Source organism: Hydrogenophaga electricum (assembly GCF_030160815.1).
Lineage (GTDB): Bacteria > Pseudomonadota > Gammaproteobacteria > Burkholderiales > Burkholderiaceae_C > Hydrogenophaga > Hydrogenophaga electricum.
Genome location: NZ_BSPB01000034.1, coordinates 14,024 through 39,831, shown reverse-complemented (window position 1 = coordinate 39,831; position 25,808 = coordinate 14,024). Strand labels below are relative to the sequence as shown.

General features: G+C 66.5%; 23 protein-coding genes. 16 read left to right on the top strand and 7 right to left on the bottom strand.

Annotated features, from left to right (window positions below; translation table 11 throughout):
- Positions 1-148: 148 nt before the first annotated feature.
- From QQK43_RS16665 to QQK43_RS16650, 4 genes are all read right to left on the bottom strand, one after another.
- Positions 149-547 carry a HesB/IscA family protein gene (locus QQK43_RS16665; RefSeq protein ID WP_284308640.1) on the bottom strand — a complete coding sequence of 133 codons (399 nt, stop codon included), beginning with the start codon at positions 545-547 and terminating at the stop codon, positions 149-151.
- 27 nt (positions 548-574) lie between these two features.
- On the bottom strand, positions 575-769 hold the full coding sequence (locus tag QQK43_RS16660; RefSeq protein WP_234267288.1) for a 4Fe-4S binding protein: 195 nt from the start codon (positions 767-769) through the stop codon (positions 575-577).
- A 104-nt stretch (positions 770-873) separates the two neighbouring features.
- Positions 874-2,442, bottom strand: a complete 1,569-nt coding sequence (gene nifB, locus QQK43_RS16655) for a nitrogenase cofactor biosynthesis protein NifB (protein ID WP_370465303.1) — start codon at positions 2,440-2,442, stop codon at positions 874-876.
- 435 nt (positions 2,443-2,877) lie between these two features.
- Positions 2,878-8,196 carry an NACHT domain-containing protein gene (locus QQK43_RS16650; protein WP_284308638.1) on the bottom strand — a complete coding sequence of 1,773 codons (5,319 nt, stop codon included), beginning with the start codon at positions 8,194-8,196 and terminating at the stop codon, positions 2,878-2,880.
- Between the two features lie 573 nt (positions 8,197-8,769).
- Here QQK43_RS16650 and QQK43_RS16645 point away from each other — a divergent pair.
- Together QQK43_RS16645 and QQK43_RS16640 are read left to right on the top strand one after the other, a co-directional pair.
- A complete protein-coding gene (locus QQK43_RS16645) occupies positions 8,770-9,180 on the top strand; it encodes an RcnB family protein (protein WP_284308637.1) in 411 nt (136 codons plus the stop codon).
- 185 nt (positions 9,181-9,365) lie between these two features.
- The gene (locus QQK43_RS16640; protein WP_284308636.1) at positions 9,366-9,737 is read left to right on the top strand and encodes an RcnB family protein; all 372 of its coding nucleotides are present in this window, start codon (positions 9,366-9,368) and stop codon (positions 9,735-9,737) included.
- Between the two features lie 34 nt (positions 9,738-9,771).
- Here QQK43_RS16640 and QQK43_RS16635 read toward each other — a convergent pair whose 3' ends face one another.
- Both QQK43_RS16635 and nifA read right to left on the bottom strand, forming a co-directional pair.
- A complete protein-coding gene (locus QQK43_RS16635; RefSeq protein WP_284308635.1) occupies positions 9,772-10,995 on the bottom strand; it encodes a Fic family protein in 1,224 nt (407 codons plus the stop codon).
- A 74-nt stretch (positions 10,996-11,069) separates the two neighbouring features.
- Complete coding sequence (gene nifA / locus QQK43_RS16630) at positions 11,070-12,791, bottom strand: nif-specific transcriptional activator NifA (protein ID WP_370465302.1); 1,722 nt, start codon at positions 12,789-12,791, stop codon at positions 11,070-11,072.
- A gap of 366 nt (positions 12,792-13,157) precedes the next feature.
- Between nifA and QQK43_RS16625 the strand changes: the two genes are divergently transcribed.
- From QQK43_RS16625 to QQK43_RS16560, 14 genes are all read left to right on the top strand, one after another.
- On the top strand, positions 13,158-14,402 hold the full coding sequence (locus tag QQK43_RS16625; RefSeq protein ID WP_284308631.1) for an IscS subfamily cysteine desulfurase: 1,245 nt from the start codon (positions 13,158-13,160) through the stop codon (positions 14,400-14,402).
- 133 nt (positions 14,403-14,535) lie between these two features.
- Positions 14,536-14,985 carry a Fe-S cluster assembly scaffold IscU gene (gene iscU / locus QQK43_RS16620; protein ID WP_284308630.1) on the top strand — a complete coding sequence of 150 codons (450 nt, stop codon included), beginning with the start codon at positions 14,536-14,538 and terminating at the stop codon, positions 14,983-14,985.
- 36 nt (positions 14,986-15,021) lie between these two features.
- Positions 15,022-15,399, top strand: coding sequence for an iron-sulfur cluster insertion protein ErpA (gene erpA, locus QQK43_RS16615; RefSeq protein ID WP_234267281.1), 378 nt, complete (start codon positions 15,022-15,024; stop codon positions 15,397-15,399).
- An 85-nt stretch (positions 15,400-15,484) separates the two neighbouring features.
- Positions 15,485-15,808, top strand: coding sequence for an iron-sulfur cluster assembly protein IscA (gene iscA / locus QQK43_RS16610; RefSeq protein ID WP_234267280.1), 324 nt, complete (start codon positions 15,485-15,487; stop codon positions 15,806-15,808).
- A 133-nt stretch (positions 15,809-15,941) separates the two neighbouring features.
- A complete protein-coding gene (gene hscA, locus QQK43_RS16605; protein ID WP_284308629.1) occupies positions 15,942-17,816 on the top strand; it encodes a Fe-S protein assembly chaperone HscA in 1,875 nt (624 codons plus the stop codon).
- Complete coding sequence (locus tag QQK43_RS16600) at positions 17,816-18,151, top strand: 2Fe-2S iron-sulfur cluster-binding protein (RefSeq protein ID WP_284308627.1); 336 nt, start codon at positions 17,816-17,818, stop codon at positions 18,149-18,151. The genes hscA and QQK43_RS16600 overlap by 1 nt, the downstream gene beginning before the upstream one ends.
- 175 nt (positions 18,152-18,326) lie before the next feature.
- Complete coding sequence (gene nifV / locus QQK43_RS16595; RefSeq protein WP_284308626.1) at positions 18,327-19,466, top strand: homocitrate synthase; 1,140 nt, start codon at positions 18,327-18,329, stop codon at positions 19,464-19,466.
- 17 nt (positions 19,467-19,483) lie between these two features.
- On the top strand, positions 19,484-20,278 hold the full coding sequence (cysE, locus tag QQK43_RS16590) for a serine O-acetyltransferase (RefSeq protein WP_234267276.1): 795 nt from the start codon (positions 19,484-19,486) through the stop codon (positions 20,276-20,278).
- Positions 20,279-20,282: 4 nt separating this feature from the next.
- Positions 20,283-20,624 carry a nitrogenase stabilizing/protective protein NifW gene (nifW, locus tag QQK43_RS16585; protein ID WP_284308625.1) on the top strand — a complete coding sequence of 114 codons (342 nt, stop codon included), beginning with the start codon at positions 20,283-20,285 and terminating at the stop codon, positions 20,622-20,624.
- A 12-nt stretch (positions 20,625-20,636) separates the two neighbouring features.
- Complete coding sequence (locus QQK43_RS16580) at positions 20,637-21,488, top strand: electron transfer flavoprotein subunit beta/FixA family protein (protein WP_284308624.1); 852 nt, start codon at positions 20,637-20,639, stop codon at positions 21,486-21,488.
- Positions 21,489-21,501: 13 nt separating this feature from the next.
- Positions 21,502-22,626: an electron transfer flavoprotein subunit alpha/FixB family protein gene (locus tag QQK43_RS16575; protein WP_284308623.1), complete on the top strand. Its 1,125-nt coding sequence runs from the start codon at positions 21,502-21,504 to the stop codon at positions 22,624-22,626.
- A 22-nt stretch (positions 22,627-22,648) separates the two neighbouring features.
- The gene (locus QQK43_RS16570) at positions 22,649-23,956 is read left to right on the top strand and encodes an FAD-dependent monooxygenase (RefSeq protein ID WP_284308622.1); all 1,308 of its coding nucleotides are present in this window, start codon (positions 22,649-22,651) and stop codon (positions 23,954-23,956) included.
- Entirely contained in the window at positions 23,953-24,249 is a 297-nt protein-coding gene (locus QQK43_RS16565) for a ferredoxin family protein (RefSeq protein WP_234267270.1), read from the top strand. The genes QQK43_RS16570 and QQK43_RS16565 overlap by 4 nt, the downstream gene beginning before the upstream one ends.
- Positions 24,250-24,396: 147 nt before the next feature.
- Positions 24,397-24,720 (top strand): (2Fe-2S) ferredoxin domain-containing protein, encoded by a 324-nt coding sequence (locus QQK43_RS16560; protein ID WP_284308621.1) that lies wholly within the window; start codon positions 24,397-24,399, stop codon positions 24,718-24,720.
- A gap of 69 nt (positions 24,721-24,789) precedes the next feature.
- Here QQK43_RS16560 and QQK43_RS16555 read toward each other — a convergent pair whose 3' ends face one another.
- The gene (locus QQK43_RS16555) at positions 24,790-25,767 is read right to left on the bottom strand and encodes a Bug family tripartite tricarboxylate transporter substrate binding protein (protein ID WP_234267268.1); all 978 of its coding nucleotides are present in this window, start codon (positions 25,765-25,767) and stop codon (positions 24,790-24,792) included.
- Positions 25,768-25,808 lie beyond the last annotated feature (41 nt).

Sequence of the window (25,808 nt, the reverse complement as noted above, 5' to 3'; positions counted from 1 at the left end):
CCGCTCGCCCGCCTGCGTGATGAGCGCGGCCGCTTCGGCCGGCACCGCCTGCCCCAGCACACGGTCCGCGAACGCCTGCGCAGCGGCGTCGAAATCGCGGTCGGCCGAGGTGATCACGGTCAGCGCTCCACGCGGCGGGGTGGGCCGGTCAGGACGCCAGCGACGCCGGCCGGCCGCGCCCGATGGCGCCCAGCTCGATCTTGGCCACGCCCGGCGGCAGGGCCGCTTCGGCGCTGCTGCAGCCGCAGGCCTGCTGCTTCGGGTTGAGGAAGCTCAGACCCGACGAGGTCGGCGTTTCGGTGAAGTCGATCGTCACGCCGTCGAGCAGCAGGCGGCTTTCGGCCGCCACGAAGAACTTCAGCCCCGACACCACGAACACCTGTTCGCCGTCCTGGGGCACGGCCTCGGCGCTGAATTCCGCGCTGTAGCCCGAGCAGCCACCGGGCGACACCTGCAGCCGCAGGCCTGCAGCGGGAATGCCCGAAAAACGCACGATGCGGCCGATGAACTTCTCCGCCGCCGGGGTCAGGGTGAACGAGGTAGACATGGGATTCACTTTCACAAACAGGAACCGTCAGACCTTGACGATGCAGCCGTCCACCGGGCACACGGCCTGGCATTGCGGCGCGTCGTACTGGTCGGCGCATTCGGTGCATTTGTTGGGGTCGATGATGAAAACGCCGCCCTTTTCGCGGATGGCGACGTTGGGGCATTCGGGCTCGCAGGCCGAGCAGCCGGTGCAGGTGGAGGCGATGATCTTGAGGGCCATGGTGGTTCTCCTGGGGCTTCGTCGTGGGGCGACGTGGGGGACAAAAAAACGGGCTGTCGAAAGGTGTTTTGGGGAGGGCCGCCAGCGGCGCCAAGGGCAGCCGATCAGGCCGCCGCGGCGATGCTGGTGAAGGCCCCCTGGCGGATCTGCGCGTCGCCGCGCGGCTGGTGGATCACCACGCCGCGCGCCACGCGCTCGCGGTAATCGCCAAACCAGTCGAGCGCGGCCTTTTCAATGAACGCGCCCACGTGCTGGTCCACCGGCTCGATACCGGCCGCACTCAGCTCGTCGCGCGGGCAGGCGCCGATCTTGGCCACCAGCACCGCGTGGCAGTCGTTGATGGCGCGGACCACGCTGGGCAGTTGCTCGTCGTCGCCGAAACCGCCCTGGCAGTACTGGTCCACCCGGCGGTGGCCGACGAACAGCGCTTCGGCCGCGCTGACCTCAAAAATCTGGAACTCGGTGACGTGGCCGAAGTGCTCGTTGACGCGGCCACCGCCCTTGGTGGCCACCGCCACCAGCACCTTCATGTCGGCGTCCGCCGGCAGCGCCGCGCTCGCGGCCAGCGCTTCCTGCTTGGCGGCGTGTTGCGCCTGGCGCTCGACCTCGACCTTGTCCTGGTAGGCGCGGCGCTTGTCGAGGTCGTACACAACCTCCATCTCTTCGATCTTGTCGAGCGTGAACTCGTCCGACCGGTCTTCGCCCAGCAGGCCCACCGCGTCGGCGCGGCACTGGCGGCAGTGGCGCATCAGGTTCGCACCGCCCGCGCAGGCGTCCTGCACGGCCTTGAGTTCCTGCGCGCTCGGGCCGCGCTGGCCCGTCAGCCCGAACACCGTGCCGTGCTCCGCCTCGGAGATGAGCGGCATGATGTTGTGCAGGAAGGCACCGCGCTTCTTCACCTCGCGGTTCACGTCCATCAGGTGCTGATCGTTGATGCCGGGGATCAGCACCGAATTGATCTTGGTGAGCACGCCGCGCGCGGTCAGCATCTCCAGCCCGAGCATCTGGCGTTCGTGCAGGATCTTGGCGGCCTCGTAGCCGGTGATCCGCCGGTGGTCCCAGAAGATCCACGGGTAGATCTTGGCGCCCACGGCCGGGTCCACCATGTTGATGGTGATGGTCACGTGGTCGACGTTGTACTGGCAGATCTCGTCCACATAGTCCGGCAGCGCCAGGCCGTTGGTGGAGATGCAGAGCTTGATGTCGGGCGCCTGTTCCTGCAGCAGGCGGAAGGTCTCAAAGGTCTTCTTGGGGTTGGCCAGCGAATCGCCCGGGCCGGCGACGCCGAGCACCGTCATCTGCGGGATCTCGCTCGCGACCGCGACCACCTTCTTGACCGCCTGCTCGGGGGTGAGCTTCTGGCTCACGACGCCGGGGCGGCTTTCGTTGGAGCAGTCGTACTTGCGGTTGCAGTAGTTGCACTGGATGTTGCAGGCCGGCGCCACGGCCACGTGCATGCGGGCGTAGTGGTGGTGGGCCTCTTCGGAATAGCAGGGATGGTTCTTGACCTTCTCCCAGATCTCGGCCGGCATGTCGTCGGGCCCGCCCGACGACCCGCAACTGGCCTTGCCCTCACCGCCCGAGGTGCCGCAGCCCCCGCCGGCTTCGGGCACATCGAGCTTCGCCCCCAGCGGCCTGATCGAACCGATGGACAGGTACGTCTTGGCGGGCATGGAACCCGCAGCGGTGCTTGTCGACGACATGAAGACCCTTCCCGCGGCCGACCATGGCCGCTCGGCAGGCCTTCAGCGATTTCCGTGCCACCGGAAAAGTCTTTTCAAATCAATGATCTGAAGGTTTTGTCGTGTGTAGGAAAGGGCACAAGGACGGGCGGATGGGGGCGGCGTGGCGTCGGGGTTGCGACAAAGGTGGCTCGCCGTCTTTGGCTGAGGAGCTTGGGCTGCAAGGCTTGCGCTTGACGAGTTGGGAATGGGCAAGGTGCTGTGGCGGGTTGCTGTACAGCGGAAGCCGTCAGTGACGAAGAGAACTGGGTTCGGAACCGAGCGCTAATCCGTCACTAGTTCACTAAGCCGCGTGGCGTCATCAATGACCGCGATCGAGGGCAGCGCGACTACGAGCTGAATAGGTTGCTGCTCGAATGCACGAGTTCAGTTCGTGACTCGAACGGAGCGGAAGACCTCGCTAAGTTGCACAGCAGCAGCGCGCCTGTCGCCCATGTCAACGAGCCTGTCGAGTGCTCGCAAAAGCTTCTGCGCCATCGCCAAGGGCATGGGCTGCTGCCGCTCGCTGAAGCGCTGAATCAGCCCCGATAGCCGCGCCGGCAATTGGGTGCCACGCCATCGAGGCAGGGTCCCCTCTCCGACCAGGAGATGCTCAATGTTGTCAACGAAATGCTGAACTGGGTAGTGCTCGAAGCTGCTTTCGCATAGGTTCATCCAGGCACTAGCAACGAGGGTGACAGAGCCTTGGGCGCGCAGTATCGAATCGAAAATTGGAATCACAGTTCCAACTTCGGTCCAGTCTCTGTTCGCGAAGCGAACTGCCCCACCTGCGTACCCGAGGTCGGCGAAGAACAGGTGCTTGACGATGTTGACGAAGTCCAGCTGTGAGTGCCCGCCGTGGCGCCAGTCCCGATAGGTTAGAACACGCTGTGCGACAACAGAGAGCAACGGCAAGGCATTCTTGGGAATCTTTGAGCTATCCATCACTTGACCAATCAGTTGGCCTGTGAATGACACAGTGAGGTTAGCAAAAGCCTCATCATTGGTAGTCATGACCGGTTGAAGGAACCGTCGTGTTCCTTCCTCCAAAGACACCTTCAGCGAAACCCGAGCCAAGAACTGATACAGATAGTGACACCACTCAAAGTTGTTGGTGGCGTAGTCGTCCTCAAAGTCTCGCCTGCTTCTCGCCCAGGAAGGCGCGATTCGCTCGATGGTCCACTTGGCCAAGCCCTCGCACCAGTCCAGAAACAGCGCCGCGTGTGCTTGGTCCACCAAAGCAGCTTCCAATGGGATGATCTGCAGAACCTTTTGGAGGAGTGAAGTGTCGATGTCCAATGGGTTGACCCGCCACTCGGCATCGACAGTACGGCCACGTCGCCGGCGAGATTGAACGGCCTCGGCGTCAGTAATCGGCACCCAGGGCTCGGGCCAGTTGGGGGGATTGGCCACAGGCGCTCCATCTTGGAGACGCTGGAGTTCCTCGCTGACCACCCCCTGGATTCGCGCGTGGTGTAGTTCCTCAGCATCTCCTTCTGGACCATACTGCACCTCGAAGAGCGCTACCACTGTAGCCAACCGTATCGCTGCCCACGCGATGTCCGGATACCGCGACCAAGCTCTCAGCAACGCACAGAATGCCGCGACTGCAATTTCCTCGTAGGGATGGGCGCACAGCTCCGTGAGGAAAGACTGCAGAGGCTTGACGTCCTGGTCGTCTTCCGCAACTGCGAACAATGCTCCCAGCCCCCTGGTGGCGTAGAGCACCGGATGATGCATGAGCTTCACGCTGCGGGTGAAAAACGGTTGCGGCACCTCCGGCGTCTGCGCAGCACGAGCGCATACTTCACCCCCCCATTGCAGGTGCGCTTCAGCCTTTTCAAGCAAGAGGACTGCAGCTACGCCAGCAACGGCCGATTGCCGCTGGTGTGCCAGCTCCGTGTGTTCATGTCCGGTGGCGAAAAGGTCTTCGAAGTCGAGCTCCTTTGCTGCCGTTGCAGCAGCTTCTAGCGTGAGTGACTCCTTTAGCTTGCCATCTTCAAAGTAGGAGTAGACCCAGTTCAGAAGCGTGAGATAGCGCCCCATCTCGCTGTGCCGGGCTTGCATCGTCTGAATGTCCTCGCCTGTCGCTTTGGGATTTTCGTGAGAGATGACCACCTTGGATTCATCCGGACTGAGTTCTGCGCGATAGTTCTCTCGCTTGCCAAGCTCCGCCCATATCTCCGCTGTTCTTGCGAGGTCCGAACGCATTCCTGCGTTCTTCCGTTGCGCGGCGTAGTCAAAGGGCAGGTCACCCGAAAAGCCTTCGATGGCCGCAGCCGCTTGCGCGCCTAACTCTCCTCCCCTGAGCACCATGAGAGTGCCGAGCGAGCGGATGTCTGCACGGCGCACCGGCCGTTCGTTGCCTTCCTTCACGGCCAAGCCGTGAGGTCTGTCCTGTGGCTTGATGAACCCGATAAGGTTCGCTGTCTGTGTCATGTCCTGCACCTGGCGCCGAATGTCCCAGTGCCAGAGGCGTTGATTCGTCGCGATGGGCAGAGTGATTGCGGAGGTGTGTTGCGCCTGCAGGGCGATGGCAGCGGCAACAGCCAGGGCACCCACGGACTGGTGCCCTTCCAAGACCGCCTTGAGGACATCGTCAACTGCGGTGCCTTTCTCAAGCTCACGGAACGCCCACGCCTCAAGAGCCATCCATCCTGAGTTGACGGTGGACGGCCCGAAACTTCCACGTGCACCCAAGTAGAGTCGGCTGTCGCCCCAGAACACTTGCCTGCCCCACGGGAACTGCATGACGAGCGGGATGGGTGTTCCATCCTTTTCGTGGGAGAGCCGATGCAACTGCCGCCATGACCGAATGGCGTGGTTGGCGACCTCCCGAACCAGTCTCCTACCCTGGTCCGGTGCTTGCTGCAGCAGCGAGTGGAACGGCTCCCTCGTCGGAGCCGCAGGAAAGAACGAGAACTGGTCGTCGATAGAGAGTTTGTTCCACTCGAAGTGGCCGAAGCTGTGTGACACCAAGTAGTGTTGGCCTCGCATGTCCTTCTTTACAACCACGGGGAGGCGCTTGCGCACCACCGACAGAGTGAAGTCGACTAACTCTGCAGGGCAAGCACGCGAGAGAAATGGAGCATGTGTGAACACGGACTGCACGGCATGACGTGGCATCTGTTCCAGGCGGCGCAAATCGCGGAGGTACTGAGTGACCAAGGAGACCTGCGTGAGCGAAGAGTTCAGCACCAACGTGCGCAGCGCGGACTCGAGCTCGTCCAGGCCATCCCGCCAGTCCTCAATCTCGGCCCAGACCCCGCGGTCCGTCGAGAACGTCCTTTGATGCCGTTGATGCTGGATGTGGTACAGCCAGGCTAGGCAGGTCTGAACGATGCGCTCGGACACCCGGTTTCGGTAGGGGGAGAACATGTTCTGCCAGACCTCGAACGCCGAGACCACGTCTGGGATCACACCGGTTGGGATGTCGGAAGCGTGGTCCAGAAGCCAGTCGCAGAAGCGAGCCCAGGCTGCGACGTCCGAAGGATGCCCCCACATGTCCGCGTACAGCATGCGCTTGGCGAGGTCGAGGTCGAGGTCGATGTCTGAAGCGTATGAGCGCTCGAGAATGGCCGTATTCGGCTTCGTCTTTTCGGCTTGGTACCAAACGACGACCTTGCCGACCCGCGAGTGGGCAGTGTCGAGCATCGCTCGGTCGAAGGCGACGGAGTACTGCGCGAACGTCTCTAGGGAGAACGGTCCGGCCATCCACGCGCGCAGCCACTGGGAGCGAAGTCTCTGATTTCCCTCCAAGGCGGCCAAGTGGCTGGCCCAGTTCTCGCCGTGGGCAAGCTCCGCCTGGGAGAGCAGTTCGACGACCCGCCCAAGCGCCGGCGGCTCCCCAACTTCGCGAATGACCTCTGGCCAGGCGTCATCCGCCCGGACCAGGTGTTGCAGGAACGCCCATTCGAAGAAGATGTCGTGGGAGAACTGCACGGTATGTCCGCGTCTGACAGATCGAACGATGCCGTCCGCCTCGAGTTCGGCGAGTGCCTGAGCATCGACATCGGCTATGGGGATACGCCTGCCAAGTTGATGTGCGCCAGTCTTGGCCAGCTGCACCAAGGCATTTCGCCGGTAGCCCACCCGCGTGGGGTCAGCGCCGTAGCCGCCGCGCTCCCACCACAGAGCCGCAAGGTCGACCTCAGAGGTGGCCTGCGCATTCGACGAGTCAACCTCCTTGGCAAGCACGGCCGCGAAAAAGGGCCGACGAACGACCGCGCGAACAGAATCACTGCCGAAAAGCAGTGGTCGAAGGGCTGGCTTGGCTTGCGCGAGCGCCTCAGCTTCCTCGTCGTCGAAAGAGTCGATGGTCAGCGTCCGCACTCCGCTTGAGAACAGACGCGCAGGCAGCCAAGTGCGCAGCGGCTCCATTCCCGTGTCGCGCACGGTGGCCACAACGCACCATCCTGACAGCAACGGCGAGGAGTGGATGGTGTTCAGCAGGTCCAGGAGAATGCTTCGGTGTTCGACCTCTACACGGTCAATACCGTCGACGAACAGCACGCTGGAGCCGGACGCGGAAAGCTCCACTAGGAGCTCCTCCAAGTTGCCGTGAGTCATGCCCGCGGCTGCAGCGTACTGCGCCCACGTGCTCCCCCGCAGACGGTCGGACTTTATGAAGAGGACAGTTCCAGAGGCGGCAAGTTGTTCGACGGCCGAGCGGAGAACGACCGACTTGCCCGCACCGGGCATGCCGCCAATCTGCACAAAGCCAGGCGACTTCGCAGCCTCGACCACCGCTTGAACGCTGGTGTCGCGCGGCACACTCAAGCCAGAGATGCTGTTCGTGATTTCGGCAGCGGCAAGACGACTCTCCTGCTGTATGGCCTGCAGTGCTCCTTGCGCACTCGGCGCCCCAGCAAGCCGGAAAGCGCCGTTCAGGCGAGCGACGAGCGTCTTGCGGTCGTACCCTGCAGCGCGCCCTTGCGAAACGCGCACCAACGCCAGCAACCGGCGCCACAGGTCGTCAGCCCGAGGACGGTCCACTGGAGCCAGGGTATTGGCAAGGCCAGCAACTGTCTGCGCCTCGGTCGGTGAGCCTTCGGTCAGCAAGTCCAGGCGTATGAGGACGAAATGACTCAGTAGTTTGTGTGTGGCTGAATCAAGCTCGCCGGGCGCCACCTTGGACGAGAGGATGTCGCGAACCGCCTCGAACTGCGAGAGCTTGTCTCCCGCGGCACCATCGGTCTGCAGCTTACGGACGAACTGTTCCGAGGAGCTTTCTGCCCGCGCCCACTCACAAAGCGTCTCAAAGCTTCTCTTGGCTGCATCCGATATTTCGCCAACGATGGCGCCCACCCTGTCCAACGAAACCTGAAAATCCGCGTACGAGAGCGTTTCGTAAGCGCGCTCAATCGTCTCTCGGAAGTCAGTGTTCGTGCTCGCCGCGCTGATTACCAGCTTGCGCTTGACCTGGGCGCTGAAGGTTATCAAGACTTGGTCGGCACCTTCTGCCCGAACGATCAGGTCGTCCAGCGGCTGCCCGAACGAACCTTGCTGCACGGAGACATGTCTGACGACGCGGCCCGGCAGGGCTGGTGCTGTCGTCTCGCAGAGCAGCGCAGCTGCGTATACCGAAGAGACAGCATCCTCGAAGCTGAAGCCTTGGCCGCCAGTCAGCTCGGGTGAGGTCCCTCTTGGTGTTGTTTGCGTTGTGCCTGGGGTCTGCTGACCCTCACTGCCTTGGTCTGTTGTCATTGCGAGGAAGGGTTGGAACTATATTGATCAACGCGTGGCGCGAGGTCGACTTCACAGCAAACAGCTAATTCACCGCACGATAGGGAATGAATCAGTTCAGTCTATTTCACAAATCCCACACAACGTACGGACGATCGCCTGGTGCACGGCCATGAGCGTGAAGCGGTCATACGTAAGTCCAACCGTCAAATGACCATTGACGGCCGCCGCCGTCATCCAAGCGCTGAACTCCGAACTACTCAGATCAGCCTGAAGCCGTCCAGACGTCAATTGGGCTGAATGACCAACAAGCACGACTGGTCAGCACCCATCCCTTCCCGAGCTCCTTTGAAGCGCGCACCACACGCAGCGCTTCTGCGCTGTTCTCCATCCACCGCTATCAGGCCCAGCCAACACAACTCCACGGCTTGGCGCCGGGCCCCAGCCGACCAGTCCACACGGCGAACTTCCCGCCCCGTTTCGTGCGGAATGTCCCACCGCAGCGCCCGCTTTGCGCCGGATTGCCGCTGCGTTTACAGAGCAGCCATAAAGGGCGCCCACCATGAGGCTTCGATTGTTTACCGGAGCCCATTCATGCAACGACGCGCCCTTTTCTCTGCCCTCTTCGCCACCGGCCTGGGTGCCATCGCCCTGCCCGCACTGGCCCAGAAGCCCAACGAGATGCCGCCCCATGGCCCGCAACACGCGAGGCCCCAGCCGCAACATGCCCAGCCCGCACCGCAGCAGCGCCCGCAGCCCCAGGCGCAGCAGAGGCCGGCGCCGCATGACCAGTCTCGCCGCTACTACAACGCACGCGGCGACGAATTCCGTCAAGGCCGGCGTCTGCCGACGGAGCTGCGCCACCGCAGTTACGTGGTGGCCGACTACCGGCGCCACCACCTGCCGGCGCCGACGCACCGTCAGCAGTGGGTGCAGGTGGGTGCCGACTACGTGCTGGTGATTGCCGCCACGGGTGTCATCGTCCGGGTGGTCACGGGCCGCTGAGCGCTGCGGACGCCACGCCTTTTCCGCCGCCCAAAGCCGGGGTCCGCCCCGGCTTTTTTTGTGTGCGCGGGGGCCTGTCGTCGCACGCCACTTGTCACCGTGCTTTGCGAACGCTTGCGCGCCGGTTTACACACCAGCAACGCGGGGTGCCCACCATGGAGCTTCGACTTTGAAAGGAGAAAGCCATGCAACGACGCACCCTTTTTCAAGCCCTGTTGGCCGCCGGTGCCGGTGCCTTGGCCCTGCCGGCCATGGCCAGGGACCACAAGGACTGGCCGCCTTCCGCGCGCCACGATGACCGCAAGGACAAGCCGCCCCAGTTCAACCCGCACGATGACCGGCGCCACCCCCGCTACCACAACGCCCGCAGCCATGCCTTCGGCCGGGGCCGGCCGTTGCCCAGCGAGTTCCGCAGCCGGCACTACGTGGTGACGGACTACCGGCGCTACCGGCTGCCGCGCCCGGCCCGCCATCAGCACTGGGTGCAGGTGGGGCCCGACTTCGTGCTGGTGATGGCCACCACGGGCCTGATCGTCAACGTGGTGCTGGGCCGCTGAGGCGCCAAGTCACGTTTGAGCGCTCCGACAGCGTCTAGCTGCTCAACACATACCCCGTGCTCCGCCCCCCACCCTCCAGCTTGCGCAACACGCCCCGCGCCAGCAGGTCGTTGATGTCGCGCAGTGCCGTGTCGGCCGAGCACTGGGCAATCGCTGCCCACTTCGCGTTCGTGAGCTTGCCGCCCGCCTCACCCGGCGGGCGGTCCAGCACATGGTTGAGCACCAGCGTCTGCCGCGCATTCATGGGCGTGCCCGCCCAGCGTTGCCAGAACTGGGCCTTGTCCAGCATACCGGCCAACAGGCCGTCGGCACCCTGCACGGCGCGCAGCAGGCAGGGCAGGAACCAGGCCAGCCAAGGCGTCACGTCCAGCGTGCCTCGCTGGGTGGTTTCGAGCTGGTCGTAATACTGTTTGCGCTCGCGCTGGATCTGCGCGCTGAGGCTGTAGAAGCGCTGCGCAGGATCAAGCCCCCACGCTCCGCCGCCGCGAGGGTCGCCGCCCCCCAAGGGGGCTTTCGCTCCTTGGGGCGGCCCGGCGGCGCTCAATGCCTCAGCCCGAACCAGCGCCATGTCGCCCACAGCGCGGCTGATGCGCCCGTTGCCGTCGTCAAACGGTTGCAAGGTGACGAGCCACAGGTGGGCCAGCCCGGCGTGGATGAGGGGGTCGCCGGCCGGGGCCGCGTTGAACCAGCGCAGGAAGGCCGCGGTTTGTGCGGGCAGCGCGGCGGCGAGCGGGGCTTCGTAGTGCACCTTCTCCCGGCCCACAAGGCCGGACACCACCTGCATGGGGCCAGCCGCGTCGTTGCGCCACTGGCCGACTTGGATGCGCACGTGCCCGCTGAAACCGGTGGGGAACAGGGCCGCGTGCCAGCCGAACAGGCGCTCGGCAGTGAGCGGCTGGGCGTGGTGCTGGGTGGCGTCGAGCACCATGTCGACCACGCCGTCCACATGGCGGTCCGCGGGTGCCAGCGCCCCGATGTCCACGCCGAGGCGGCGGGCGATGGAGGAACGCACAGCATCCAGGTTGAGCGATTCGCCTTCGATGGCGCTGGTGGTCACCACTTCCTGCGTCAGCGCCTGCAGCGTGGCCTGGTCGCGCTGGGCCAGCCCGAGTTCGGCCATGCGCCCCGCCAGATGGCCTTGCGCGCGGTGCACCTGGGCCAGCGCGGGCGCCAGCGCAGTCGCGTCGAACCGCCACTGCGGCCAGTCGGGGCGCTGCCAGAGGTAGGTGCGGCGGCGTGGGGGCTTGTCGGGGAACATGCGGCGATTGTGCGCCATATTCACCGCTTTATTTGCGGTGAATACCCGCCCTATTCACCGCAAGCGTCTAAGCCTCAGAACTTGCGCACTTCAATGCCGTGCTTCTGCAGCGCGTAACCCATCTGCCGCGGCGTGATCTTGAGCAGGCGCGCCGCCTTGGCCTGGACCCAGCCGCAGCGTTCCATGGCCCAGATCAGGCGGTCGCGCTCGCCGTCGGGTTTGTCGTCGGCACGCGAAGGGGCCGCCACCGCCGTGGCGGGGAACGCTGCGCCGAGCGCGTCGTGGCCCAGATCGGCAGGCCGTGAATCGGCGCCACCCGCGCCCAACCCGCCACCGTCACCAGCCAGCGCAGGCTGGCGCGGCGGGGGCGCCATGGGCACTTCGGTGATGGGGATTTCGGCCAGGCGGCTGGGGCGCACGGCGTCTTCGCGGTCGATGTGGTGCAGCACCTGCGTCAGGCAGCGGTTGTCGCGGCAGGGGAAGGCCAGGTCGGAGATGACGTCGTTGCTGGCCATGGTGGCGGTGCGTTCGACGCAGTTTTCCAGCTCGCGCACGTTGCCGGGCCAGTAGCAGCTGGTGAGCACGCGCATGGCTTCGGTGCTGAACTTCGTGCTGCGGCCGTTTTCGCGGTTGAAGCGGTCCAGGAAGTGCTGGGCCATGGCGGGAATGTCTTCGCGCCGTTCGCGCAGCGGCGGCAGCTGGATGCTGACGACGTTGATGCGGTAGTAGAGGTCGGCGCGGAATTCACCGGCCTGCACCATGCGCTCCAGGTTGCGGTTGGTGGCCAGGATGAGCCGCACGTCGACCTTGACCGCCGTGCCGCCGCCCACGCGCTCGAAGCTGCGTTCCTGCAGCACGCGCAGCAGCTTGGCCTGGAAGGCGGCCGAGATGTCGCCGATTTCGTCGAGGAACAGCGTGCCGCCGTGGGCCATTTCGAAACGGCCTTTGCGCGTGCCCTGCGCGCCGGTGAAGGCGCCTTTTTCGTGGCCGAAGAGTTCGCTCTCCAGCAGCGATTCGGACAGCGCCGCGCAGTTGACGCCCACAAAGGGTTCCTGCGCGCGCGGCGACAGGCTGTGAATGGCGCGCGCCATCACCTCCTTGCCGGTGCCGCTTTCACCGCGCAGCAGCACGGTGGTGCGCGAGGGCGCGACCTGGTGGATCTGGTCGAACACCTTGAGCATGGGCGCCGACACGCCCACCACCTGGTCGAGCCGGCGGCCGGGCTTGAGCGCCTTGTGCATGCGGCGCGCTTCGTCCTGGATGCTTTCGTGCGCGGCGGTGACGCTGCGGTGCAGCAGCAGCGCCTGGCCCATGAGCGTGGCCACCATGCGCAGCAGCCGCAGGTCTTCGGCGAACACACGGCGCTGTTCGGGGTTGAGGCAGTCGATCACCAGCACACCGAGCGTGCGGTGGTCGCCGCGGATGGGGGTGGCCAGCATGGCGACCGGGGTGTCGGGGCTCTGGTCGGCACCCCCTGTTCGGTTTAGGAATAGCGGTTCGTTGCGGACATCGGGCACCGACACGGGGATGCCATTGGCGAAGACCCGACCGACGATGCCCTCGCCCGACTCGAAGTGAAGACGTTGTTGCTCGGCCTGGGTGAGCCCCACCGAGCACAGCCCCTGGAGCCTGCCCTCGGCGTTGGCCATGACCACGAAGGCTCTGCGCCAATCGAAAGCGTGCAACAGGTAGTTGAGCGCTTCCCGAAACGTCTTGTCGATATCGAGCGAGGTGGCCAGTGTTCTACCGACCTCGTACACCGCGTCGAGTTCGCGCCGGATCAGATGTGTTTGCATGTTCATCGTGGGACCCCACCGGCTTCCTGTCTGGCGACGAGAGAGAGCGCAGAGGTTTTTTTGTCGATCATCTGCACCAGCATCGTGACTCGGTCACAACGCAACGACTGCGGTGGGCGTGGTGCAAAAAGCATGCCGAGAACGGCGCTTCCCCGTGCCGCCCAGCGCAGCGCCTGCCCGTTTGCAACAAACCCGACAGGCCACGCCTCGGGGGTTTGATGCAGGTCAGACAAAGCCCACAAAACGGGGGCGACAGGCGGTTGAAAAAGCGGGTTTTCAGGGGCTCAGGCCCATGGCACCGAAGTTGCAAAGTGGTGCGCAAACGCTTTGTTCCCTTCCCACGATTGCCGTTGCCAGGAGCCCGCCATGCCGCCCAGCCGCACCGCCGCCGCAACCTCCCGCCCCGCGCTGCCGATCTACCTGGATTACGCCGCCACCACACCGGTGGACCGCCGCGTGGCGAACAAGATGATTCCCTACCTGACCGAACAGTTCGGCAACCCGGCCAGCCGCTCGCACGCCTACGGCTGGGTGGCCGAAGAAGCGGTGGAGCTGGCGCGCGAACAGGTGTGCGCGCTGATCAACGCCGACCCGCGCGAGATCGTCTGGACCAGCGGCGCGACCGAGTCGAACAACCTCGCCATCAAGGGTGCGGCGCATTTCCACCAGGGCAAGGGCAAACACCTGGTGACCGTGGCCACCGAGCACAAGGCCGTGCTCGACAGCATGCGCGAGCTGGAACGCCAGGGCTTTGAAGTGACGGTGCTGCCGGTGCTGCCCAGCGGCCTGCTCGATCTGGACCGCTTCAAGGCAGCGCTGCGGCCCGACACGGTACTGGCCTCGGTGATGTTCGTGAACAACGAGACCGGGGTGATCCAGGACATTGCCGCCATCGGCGCGATCTGCCGCGAGAAAGGTGTGCTGCTGCACGTGGACGCGGCACAGGCCGCCGGCAAGGTGGTGATCGATCTGGACGTGTTGCCGGTTGATCTGCTTTCGCTTTCGGCCCACAAGATCTATGGCCCCAAGGGCATCGGGGCGCTGTACGTGCGCCGCAAACCGCGCGTGCGCATCGAAGCGCAGATGCACGGAGGCGGACACGAACGCGGCATGCGCTCGGGCACGCTGGCCACGCACCAGATCGTGGGCATGGGCGAGGCGTTCTGGCTGGCGCGCGAACACATGGCCAGCGACAACGCGCGCATCCGCACGCTGCGCGAGCGCCTGTGGGCCGGCCTGTCGCCACTGGAGGCGGTGGCGCTCAACGGCGATGCCGAGCAGCGCGCCCCGGGTTACCTGAACGCGAGCTTCAACTACGTGGAAGGCGAGTCGCTGCTGATGGGCATCAAGGGCGTGGCGGTGTCGTCGGGTTCGGCCTGCACCTCGGCCAGCCTGGAGCCCAGCTACGTGCTGCGCGCCATGGGCCGCAGCGACGAGCTGGCGCACAGCTCGGTGCGCTTTTCCATCGGCCGCTTCACCACGGCCGAAGAGATCGATTCGACGATCGCACAGGTCACCGAGGTGGTGACCCGCCTGCGCGGCATGAGCCCGCTGTGGGACCTGGTGCAGGCCGGCATCGACCTGTCCACGATCCAGTGGGCAGAGCATTGATGAACACCCCCTGCGCCGCTTCGCGTCTTCCCCCTCCAGGGGGACCGCGCCCACGGCCCGGCGGAGCCGGTTCCGTGGCGCGTGCTGGAACAAGCCCTTCTCTCAAACGTTTCTTCGCCTTCTGGAGTTAGCCATGGCCTACAGCGACAAGGTGGTTGACCACTATGAGAACCCGCGCAATGTCGGCGCGTTCGACGCCAACGACGACAGCGTCGGTACCGGCATGGTCGGCGCGCCCGCCTGCGGCGACGTGATGAAGCTGCAGATCCGCGTGAACGCCCAGGGCGTGATCGAGGACGCGAAGTTCAAGACCTACGGCTGCGGCTCGGCCATCGCGTCGAGTTCGCTGGTGACCGAGTGGGTGCGCGGCCGCACGCTGGACGAGGCGCTCGCGATCAAGAACGCCGCCATTGCCGAAGAGCTGGCGCTGCCGCCCGTGAAGATCCACTGCTCGATCCTGGCCGAAGACGCGATCAAGGCCGCCGTGGCCGACTACCGCTCGCGCCACGGGGATGCCACCGCCACCGCCGCTGCGGACAGCGAACTGGTGGAACAACCGGCCTGCGAGCCCGGCCATTCCTGAAACCCGCCCACGCCCACCATCCAAAGGAGCCGTGCCATGTCTGCCCTGTCCTCCCTGGCCAGCGATCCCGCCCAGGCCCCCCTGCCCGCGCTGCTGGACTTCACCGCCGAGGCCGCCGCCAAGGTGGCCGAACTGATCGAAGAAGAAGGCAACCCCGCGCTGAAGCTGCGCCTGTATGTCACGGGGGGCGGCTGTTCGGGCTTTTCCTACGGCTTCGCGTTCGACGACCAGGTGGCCGAGGACGACACGATCGTGATCACCAGCGGCGTGTCGCTGGTGGTGGACGCCATGAGCCAGCAGTACCTGATGGGCGCGCGCGTGGATTTTGAAGACGGGCTCGAAGGCTCGCGCTTCGTGATCCACAACCCGAACGCGCAGACCACCTGCGGCTGCGGCAGCTCGTTTTCCGTGTGAGCGGAAAGCCGCCCCACCGTCGCGCCCGCGCAGGCGGGCGTCCTGCCCCCTGCGGCACCACCGCCCGCTGCTGAAAGGAATCCCCATGAGCGTGTCCCTCACCCCCGCCGCCGCGCGGCACGTGGAGAAGTCGCTGATCAAGCGCGGCGCGGGCCTGGGCCTGCGCCTGGCCGTCAAGACCAGCGGCTGCTCGGGTTATGCCTACGCGCTGGAGTTCGTCGACGCGATGAACCCCGACGACCAGTGCTTCGAGAACCACGGCGTGAAAGTCATCGTCGACCCGCGCAGCCTGGGCATGCTCGACGGCACCGAACTCGACTTCGTGCGAGAAGGCCTGAACGAAGGCTTCAAGTTCAACAACCCGAACGCCAAGGCCAACTGCGGCTGCGGCGAGAGCTTCGCGGTGTGAACAAAACGCCTCCCGCGCCGGGCTGCGCCCGTCACCCCCCAGGGGGCAACACCAGCGGCCCGGCAAAACCGGTTCCGCAGTGTTCTCGAAGCAGGCACGGCACGCAAACCGATCACCACCAACGGTACCCATCATGGCTTTGCTCCAGATCGCTGAACCCGGCCGATCGGCCGCACCGCACCAGCACCGGCTGGCGGCGGGCATCGACCTGGGCACCACCAACTCGCTGATCGCCACCGTGCAGAGCGCGCAGGCGCGGGCCCTGCCCGACGCGGGCGGCGCGCTGCTGCTGCCGTCGGTGGTGCGCTACCGCCCCGAGGGCGCGCCGGTGGTGGGCCAGGCAGCGCAGGCACTGCAGGCCGAAGACCCGCGCAACACCATTGTTTCGGTCAAGCGCTTCATGGGGCGCAAGCTGGGCGATCTGCCCGAAGCCCGGGGCCTGCCCTACGACTTCACCGACGGCGCCGGCATGGTGGGGCTGCAGACGGCGGCGGGCGAGCGTTCGCCCGTGCAGGTGTCGGCCGACATCCTGTCGGCGCTGCGCGAACGGGCCGAGGGCGCGCTGGGCGGACCGCTGGCCGGCGTGGTGATCACGGTGCCGGCCTACTTCGACGACGCGCAGCGCCAGGCCACGAAGGACGCGGCGCGGCTGGCCGGCCTGAACGTGCTGCGCCTGCTCAACGAACCCACGGCCGCGGCCATTGCCTACGGGCTGGACCAGGCCGCCGAAGGCACCTTTGTGGTCTACGACCTGGGCGGCGGCACCTTCGACGTGTCGGTGCTGCGCCTGTCGCGCGGCATCTTCGAAGTGCTGTCCACGGGGGGCGATTCCGCGCTCGGCGGCGACGACTTCGATCGCGCGGTGGCCGAATGGGTGTGCCGCGAACACGGCATCGCCGGCATGGCCGCGCTGGCGCCGACCACGCAGCGCGCGCTGCTCGGGGCGGCCCGCACCGCCAAAGAAACCCTCTCCAGCCACGACAGCGCGTCGCTGCGCGTGGTCCTGCCCGAAGGCGGCGCCACGTTGCAGGCGATCCTGAGCCGCGAGCAGTTCGCACAGCTCACCGCGCCGCTGGTGGAGCGCACCGTGCGCAGCACCCGGCGCGCCCTGCGCGACGCGCGGCTGAGCACGGCCGACATCACGGGTGTGGTGCTGGTGGGCGGCTCGACCCGCATGCCGGTGGCCCGCCACGCGGTGCGCGAACTGTTCGGCGTGGAGCCGCTGACCGACATCGACCCCGACCAGGTGGTGGCACTGGGTGCGGCCATGCAGGCCAACGTGCTCATCGGCAACAGCCAGGGCGATGGTTGGCTGCTGCTGGACGTGTGCCCGCTGTCGCTGGGCCTGGAAACCATGGGCGGTCTGGTGGAAAAGATCATCCCGCGCAACTCCACCATCCCCACGGCGCGGGCGCAGGAGTTCACCACCTTCAAGGACGGACAGACCGCAATGAGCCTGCACGTGGTGCAGGGCGAGCGCGAGTCGGTGGCCGACTGCCGGTCGCTGGCGCGTTTCGATCTGCGCGGGATTCCGCCGGCCGTGGCCGGTGCGGCGCGCATCCGCGTGACCTTCCAGATCGACGCCGACGGCCTGCTGGCGGTGACGGCGCGCGAGCTGACCTGCGGTGTGGAAGCGCATGTGGAAGTCAAGCCCACCTACGGCCTGGCCGACGACCAGATCGCCACCATGCTCAAGGACGCGGTGACCGCCAGCGCCGACGACATGCGCCTGCGCTCGCTGCGCGAGGCCCAGGTGGATGCACGCCGCCTGCTCGACGCCACCGACGTAGCCCTGGCCACCGACAGCCGCCTGCTGTCGGCGCCGGAACTCGCCGCGATCCGGCAGGTGATGTTCCGCCTGGCCGAAGTGCTGGAAACCGAAGACGACGCCCAGGCTCTGCGCGTGCAGGCGGCCGAGCTGTCGTCGGCCACGGGCGAATTCGCGGCGCGCCGCATGAACGCGTCGATCCAGCAGGCACTGGCCGGCAGGACGCTGGAGAGCCTCTGATGCCCACCGTGCGCGTGCTGCCGCACCCCGATCTGTGCCCCGAGGGCACGGCGTTCGAGCTGCGGCGCGGCGCTTCGCTGTGTGAAGGCCTGCTGCGCGCGGGCGTGGCCATCGAACACGCCTGCGACATGGTTGCCGCCTGCGCCACTTGCCACGTGCACCTGCGCGAAGGTGGCACGGCGGTAAGCGCCATCGACGACGACGAAAACGACCAGCTCGACCACGCCTGGGGCCTGGACGCGCAGTCGCGCCTGGCCTGCTGCGTGCGCCTCGGCACGCAGGACCTGGTGGTGGAACTGCCCCGCCACACACGCAACCACGCGCGCGAGCTCTGAGCCGTTTCGGCCCCTGTCCGAAAGGCCACATTCCCGACAGCCCGCTGCCACCCCGTTGGACCGGGGCCGTGCAGACACGACAAAAGCAGCGCCCGAAGGCCCCGAAAAGCGGCTTTGAACGCCCACCGGCACATGGCACGCGCTTTGCACTGAAGGGCTGGAAAGGACGCTGTGCATGAACCGCTCGCTCACCATCAACGACACCACGCTGCGCGACGGCGAGCAGACCGCGGGTGTGGCGTTCACGGTCGACGAAAAGTGCGCCATCGCCTACGCGCTGGCCGAGGCCGGCGTGCCGGAAATGGAAATCGGCATTCCCGCCATGGGCGATGAAGAGATCGGCTGCATCCAGGCCATTGCGGCGCTGCGCCTGCCGGTCGCGCTCATGGTCTGGGGCCGCCTGACCGAACCGGACCTGGCCGCGGCCCTGCGCTGCGATGCCGACATCGTGCACCTGTCGATTCCGGTGTCGGACATCCACCTGCGCCACAAGCTGCGCCAGTCGCGCGACTGGGTGATCGACCAGGTCACGCGGGTCATCGAGCGCGCGGCCCTGAGCGGGCGCCGCGTGTCGCTGGGTCTGGAAGACGCCTCGCGCGCCGACCCCGCCTTTCTGGCCCTGGTGGCCGCGCGCGCCCAGGCCTGCGGCGCGCAGCGTCTGCGTTTTGCCGACACCCTGGGCGTGCTCGATCCCTTCACCACCTACGAAGCCCTGGCCCGCCTGCGCGAGCACACCGAGCTGGACATCGAGATCCACGCCCACAACGACCTCGGCCTCGCCACGGCCAACACGCTCGCGGCCCTGCGCGCTGGCGCCACGCACGCCAACACCACCGTCAACGGTCTGGGCGAGCGCGCCGGCAACGCCGCGCTGGAAGAGGTGGTGATGGGCGTGCGCCACCTGATGCACGGCGACACCGGCGTGAACACGCAGGCGCTGGTGGGCATCTCGCGCCTGGTCGAGCGCGCTTCGGGCCGCACCGTGGCCGCCAACAAGAGCATCGTGGGCGAAGCGGTGTTCACGCACGAATCGGGCATCCACATCGACGGCCTGCTCAAACACGCCACCACCTACGAAAGCTTCGACCCGGCCGAGCTGGGGCGCGAACGCCGCACCGTGCTGGGCAAACATTCGGGCTCGCACGCCGTGCGCCTGGCCTATGGGCGCCTGGGCATCGCGCTGGACGACGAAGCGCTCACCGGCAGCCTGCTCGCGCGCATCCGCGACCACGCCATGGCCACCAAGCGCGAACCGTCGCCGCAGGAGCTGCAGCGCTTCTTCCAGGAATCGCGCGCGCGCTGGGCGTCCGCATGAAGCCGGAGCACGACCCCATGAACACCACGCTGTCGCCATCAGCCCCCGATGTCGGCCCCGCCGCCGGGCACCCGCGCGCGTGGTGGCAGCAGGTGCGCGAAGACGTGCGCTGCGTGCTGGCCCGCGACCCGGCCGCACGCAACCGGCTGGAGGTGTGGACCATCTACCCGGGCGTGCAGGCGGTGGCCTGCCACCGCCTGGCGCACGCGCTGTGGCGCCGGGGCTGGCGCTATGCGCCGCGCTGGCTGTCGTTCTGCGCGCGCTGGCTCACGAACGTGGACATCCACCCCGGCGCCCGCATCGGTGAACGCTTCTTCATCGACCACGGCGCGGGCGTGGTGATCGGCGAGACGGCCGAGATCGGCGACGACGTGACGCTCTACCACGGCGTCACGCTCGGCGGCACCACCTGGAACCCCGGCAAGCGCCACCCCACGCTGGGCAGCGGTGTGGTGGTGGGCGCGGGCGCCAAGATCCTCGGCCCCATCAGCGTGGGCGACCGGGCGCGCGTGGCCGCCAATTCGGTGGTGATCGAAGCGGTGCCGGCCGGCGCCACGGTGGTCGGCATTCCGGGCCGGGTGGTGGCCTCGCGCCGCCGCATCCGCCATGGCTTCGATCTCGACCACCACCTCATCCCCGACCCGGTGGGCAAGGCCATCGCCTGCCTGCTGGATCGCGTGGCCCAGCTCGAAACCGAACAGGCCCGCGCCGCCGGCCACACCCCATCCGCCAGCGCCTGCGGCCCGTGCGACGACGCCTGCGCCGAACCCGCCTTTGACCGTCTCCGCCCACCCATCCCCCACGAGGAGTAGCCCCATGGAGCAGTTTCTCGACCAGCTCAAGGCCTTGTCTTCCGCCGAAGACTTCCTGAACTTTTTCGGCGTGCCGTTCGACCAGGCCGTGGTCAACGTCAGCCGCCTGCACATCCTCAAACGCTTCTTCCAGTACCTGCGCCAGCAGGCGCCGAACCTGTCGGCCGACGACGAGCTGCAGGTCTTCACCACCTACCGCAACCTGCTGGCCCAGGCCTACGGCGACTTCGTGCGCTCCACGCCGGCCCAGGAAAAGGTGTTCAAGGTGTTCCAGGACGTGGGCGGCCGCCAGCACGTTTCGATCGACAACCTCAAGGCGTCCCTGCCGCAACGCGCCGTGGCCTGAAAGGAGTTCTCCATGCACATCGTCGTCTGCATCAAGCAGGTCCCGGACTCGGCGCAGATCCGTGTCCACCCGGTGACCAACACCATCATGCGCCAGGGCGTGCCGGCCATCGTCAACCCCTATGACCTGTTCGCGCTGGAAGAGGCCCTGCGCCTGAAGGACCAGTTCGGCGGCCGCGTGACCATGCTCTGCATGGGCCCGCCGCAGGCCGAAGACGCGCTGCGCAAGTGCATCAGCTTCGGTGCCACCGACGCCATCCTGGTGACCGACCGCGCCTTCGCCGGCGCCGACACCCTGGCCACCAGCTATGCGCTGACCTCGGCCATCCGCAAGATCCACGCGGAGCAGGCGGTGGACCTGGTCTTCACCGGCAAGCAGACCATCGACGGTGACACCGCCCAGGTTGGCCCCGGCATCGCCAAGCGCCTGGGCTGGAACCTGCTGACCTACGTGAGCAAGATCAACGAGGTGGACCTGGACGGCCAGACCCTGACAGTGGAACGCCGCGCCGAAGGCGGCGTGCAGCGCCTGCAGACCACGCTGCCCAGCCTGATCACCATGCTCGAAGGCACGAACGAGATGCGCTTCGCCACCATGGACGACATGCTGCGCGCCGGCCGCTGCCAGATCCGCAAGTGGAGCAAGGACGACGCCGGCATCGAGGACATCACCAAGATCGGCCTCAAAGGCAGCCCGACCATCGTCAGCAAGGTGTTCGCGCCCAAGGCGCGCAGCGTGCGCGCCGAGATGCAGGAAGTCGGCGACGGCACCAACGTCAACGACGTCTGCCTGAACCTGCTGCAGAAGATTTTCACCACCCACCCGACGCTCGAACACGAGACCGTCGAGCGCCTGTCCGCCTGAGGAGCCCACCACCATGAGTGACGCCGCCAAACCCGCCATGGCTGCCGCTGCCGCCGCAGGCGCCGCCAAGACCGCCGGCCGCAGTGGCCGCAGCACCGAACTGCCCGAACACCTGAAGGTCTACAAGGGCGTGTGGGTGTTCATCGAACACGACCGCGGCCAGGTGCACAGCGTGAGCTGGGAGCTGATGGGCGAAGCCCGCAAGCTGGCCGACAAGCTGGGCGTGGAGGTCAGCGGCGTGCTGCTGGGCGGCCCGGCCGACAAGCTGGAGGACTACGCCAAGGAAGCCTACGTCTACGGCGCCGACCACTGCTACCTCATGCGCGACCCGGTGCTGCAGGGCTACCGCAACGAGCCCTTCACCAAGGGCCTGACCGACCTGGTCAACAAGCACCAGCCCGAGATCCTGCTGCTGGGCGCCACCACCATGGGCCGCGACCTGGCCGGCTCGGTGGCCACCACCCTGGGCACCGGCCTGACGGCCGACTGCACCGAGCTGAACATCGACGGCCGCGCGCTGGCCGCCACCCGCCCGACCTTCGGCGGCAGCCTGCTGTGCACCATCATGACCCTGGCCTACCGGCCGCAGATGGCCACCATGCGCCCGCGCACCGCCGCCATGCCGGCGCGCGACGAAAGCCGCAGCGGCGACATCATCACGATGGAGCTGGGCATGGTGGAGACCGACATCGTCACCAAGCTGCTGGGCTTCATTCCCGACGCCAGCAGCAACCACATCAACCTGGCCTACGCGGACATCATCGTCACCGCCGGCAAGGGCCTGAAGAACGCCGACAACTGCAAGCTGGTGTGGGACCTGGCCCGCGTGCTGGGTGCCGAGGTGGGTGCCACCCGCGCCGTGACCCAGGCCGGCTGGCTCGAAGCCGAACGCCAGGTCGGCCAGACCGGCAAGACCGTGCGACCCAAGCTCTACATCGCCGCCGGCGTGAGCGGCGCCATCCAGCACCGCGTGGGCATGGAAGCGTCGGACGTGATCGTGGCCATCAACACCGACCCCAACGCACCCATCTTCGACTTCGCCCACCACGGCATCGTCGGCAACGCGATGCAGGTGCTGCCGGTGCTGACCGCGGCCTTCCGTTCCCACCTCGACAAGCGCATTAGAAAAGTCGCGTAACCCGACCTCAAGGAGATCTGTGATGTCTAACGAAAAGTTCGATGCGATCGTGGTCGGGGCGGGGCCGTCGGGCAACGCTGCGGCCTATACCATGGCCAAGGCCGGCCTGAAGGTCCTGCAGATCGAGCGCGGCGAATACCCCGGCAGCAAGAACGTGCAGGGCGCCATCCTCTACAGCAACGCGCTGGAACAGATCATCCCGGACTTCCGCGAGGACGCACCGCTGGAGCGCCACATCATCGAGCAGCGCATGTGGATGATGGACGACGAGAGCTTCGTCGGCACCCACTACCGCAGCGACGACTACAACAAGCCGCCCTACAACCGCTACACCATCATCCGCGCGCAGTTCGACAAGTGGTTCAGCGCCAAGGTGCGCGAGGCCGGCGCCCTGCTGATCTGCGAGACCACGGTGGAAGAGCTGCTGCTCGACGGTGAACAGGTCATCGGCGTGCGCTGCGACCGCCTGGGCGGTGAGGTGTATGCCGACGTGGTGGTGCTGGCCGACGGCGTCAACAGCACGCTGGCGCGCAAGGCCGGCTTCCACGGCGAGCTGGACGCGGGCAACGTGGCCCTGGCCGTCAAGGAAATCCTGTTCCTGCCCGAAGAGGTGATCCAGCAGCGCTTCAACATCAAGGAAGACGAGGGCGTGGTCATCGAGCTGATGGGCAAGGTAACCGAAGGCATGGTGGGCACCGGCTTCCTCTACACCAACAAGGAGTCGCTGACCATCGGCGTGGGCTGCATGCTCAGCGACTTCAAGGCCAACCCGCTGCGCACCAAGCCCTACGAGCTGCTGGAAAAGCTCAAGAAGCACCCCAGCATCGCGCCCCTGATCGAAGGCGGCGAGATGAAGGAGTACTGCGCCCACCTGATCCCCGAAGGCGGCTTCAACGCCGTGCCGCGCATCCACGGCGCGGGCTGGCTGATCGTGGGCGACTCGGGCGGCTTCGTCAACGCGGTGCACCGCGAAGGCAGCAACCTGGCCATGACCAGCGGCCGGCTGGCCGGTGAAACCGTCATCGCCATGAAGGCCGCGGGCCAGGAGCCCAGCCTGAAGACGCTCAAGGCCTACAAGGACAAGATGGACGAGTCCTTCGTCATGAAGGACCTGAAGAAGTACCGCAAGCTGCCCGAGGTGCTGCACAGCAGCCCGCAGTTCTTCACCGCCTACCCCGAACTGGTCAACCGCGCCGCCAAGACCTTCTTCACCGTCGACGGCGTGGACAAGCATTCCAAGGAAAAGGAAATCCTGGGCAGTTTCCGCAGCAAGCGCAGCCTGACCGGCCTGGTCGGCGACGCATTCAAAATCTGGAGGGCTTCGCGATGAGCACCGTTGTCAACGTGGAAGAAAAACTCTTCCAGAACCGCTACAAGGTCGACCACGGTCGGCCCCACATCCAGATCAAGCAGCCCGAGATCTGCGCCAACGAATGCCAGTCGCAGGCCTGCACCTACATCTGCCCGGCCGCCTGCTACAAGGCCGAGGGCAACGGCACGGTGACCCTGATCACCGACGGCTGCCTGGAGTGCGGCAGTTGCCGGGTGATCTGCACCGAGCACACCAACGTGGCCTGGGAATATCCGCGCGGCGGCCACGGCATCCTGTTCAAATTTGGTTGACCACCCCGTCGCTGGCTCACTGCGTGTCGCCGCATCCCCCTCAAGGGGCAACGCCAGCGGCCCGGCCAAGCCGGATCCGCGGCATTTCGCGATGGCTGCGCCCTCTCCGGCTGCCTGTTGGCGCCTCCATGAATCCGAGGAAAACCCATGTCCCGCCCCACCCGCCACGTCTTCGTCTGCACGCAGAACCGCCCGCCGCAGCACCCTCGCGGATCGTGCGCTGCCAAGGGCAGCACCGCGGTGCTGCAGGCCTTCTGGGCCGAGCAGCAGAAGCGCCAGGCCTACGACGGTCTGGCCATCACCTATTCGGGCTGCATCGGCCCCTGCGACCAGGGCGCCAACGTGCTGGTCTACCCGGAATCGGTGCTCTACCGCAACGTGACGCCGGAAGACGTGACCGAGATCTTCGACACGCACCTGGTCGGCGGGCAAGCGGTCGAGCGCCTGCGGGCGCCCGCAGGGGTCTGGTGAATCGGTTGACCGGGTTCGGGGCCGACGCGCTGTTCAGCGGCGCAGCGGCCCCGGCGGCGTGGGCGCCACTCAGTTGGCGCTGAGCTTGCGCTCCTTGATGATCGCGGCCCACTGCGCGGACTCCTTCTTCATGAAGGCGGCAAATTCGGCGCGGGTGGTCGGCTGCGGTGTCAGGCCGTGCTTGACCAGGGCGTCCTTGACCTCGGGGTCGTTGAGCGCTTTCACGATTTCCTGGTTCCAGCGCTCCAGCAGGGGTTCGGGCGTCTTGCCCGGTGCCACGAAGGCATACCAGTTCAGGGCCTCGAAGCCGGGGTAGCCCGCTTCGGCCACCGTCGGGATATTGGGCATGTAGGCCGGCCGCGTGAGGCCGGTGGTGGCCAGCGGGATCAGCTTGCCGGCTTCGATCTGCGGCAGCGCCGTGGGCGGCGCGGCGAAGTACGACGCGATGCGCCCGCCCAGCAGATCCTGCATGGCCGGTGCACCGCCCTTGTAGGGCACGTGAACCATGTCGATGCCGGCACGCTGGTTGAACAGCTCGCCCGCCAGGTGCGAGGCCGAACCCGCGCCGGTGGAGGCGAAGTCGACGCTGCCCGGCTTTTTCTTCGACAACTGCACGAATTCGGCCAGGGTCTTGGCGCCGGTGCCCGGGTGCACCACCAGCACGTTGGGGAAGTAGACCCCGCCCGAGATCGGCGCCAGATCCTTGAACGGGTCGTAGCCGACCTTCATCAGGTGCGGCGCGATGGTCAACGGGCCGACCGAGCCGAACAGCAGCACGCTGCCGTCGGGTGTGGCCTTGGCCACAAGCTGGTGCGCGATGTTGCCACCCGCGCCGCCCTTGTTGTCCACCACCACGGACTGGCCGATGTTCTCGCCCAGCTTTTTGGCGATCATGCGTGCGGCGGCGTCGGCGGCGCCACCGGCCGCGAAGCCGACCACCAGGGTCACCGGCTTCTTGGGCGGAAAGTCCTGGGCCTGGGCCGGGGCGCCCAGCAACAGGGCGGCGCCGGCCAGCACGGCCGTGGATATCAAGGTGCGTTTTTTCATCGTGGTCTCCTCGCAGGGGTGGATGGGTGGGTGGAACGGAA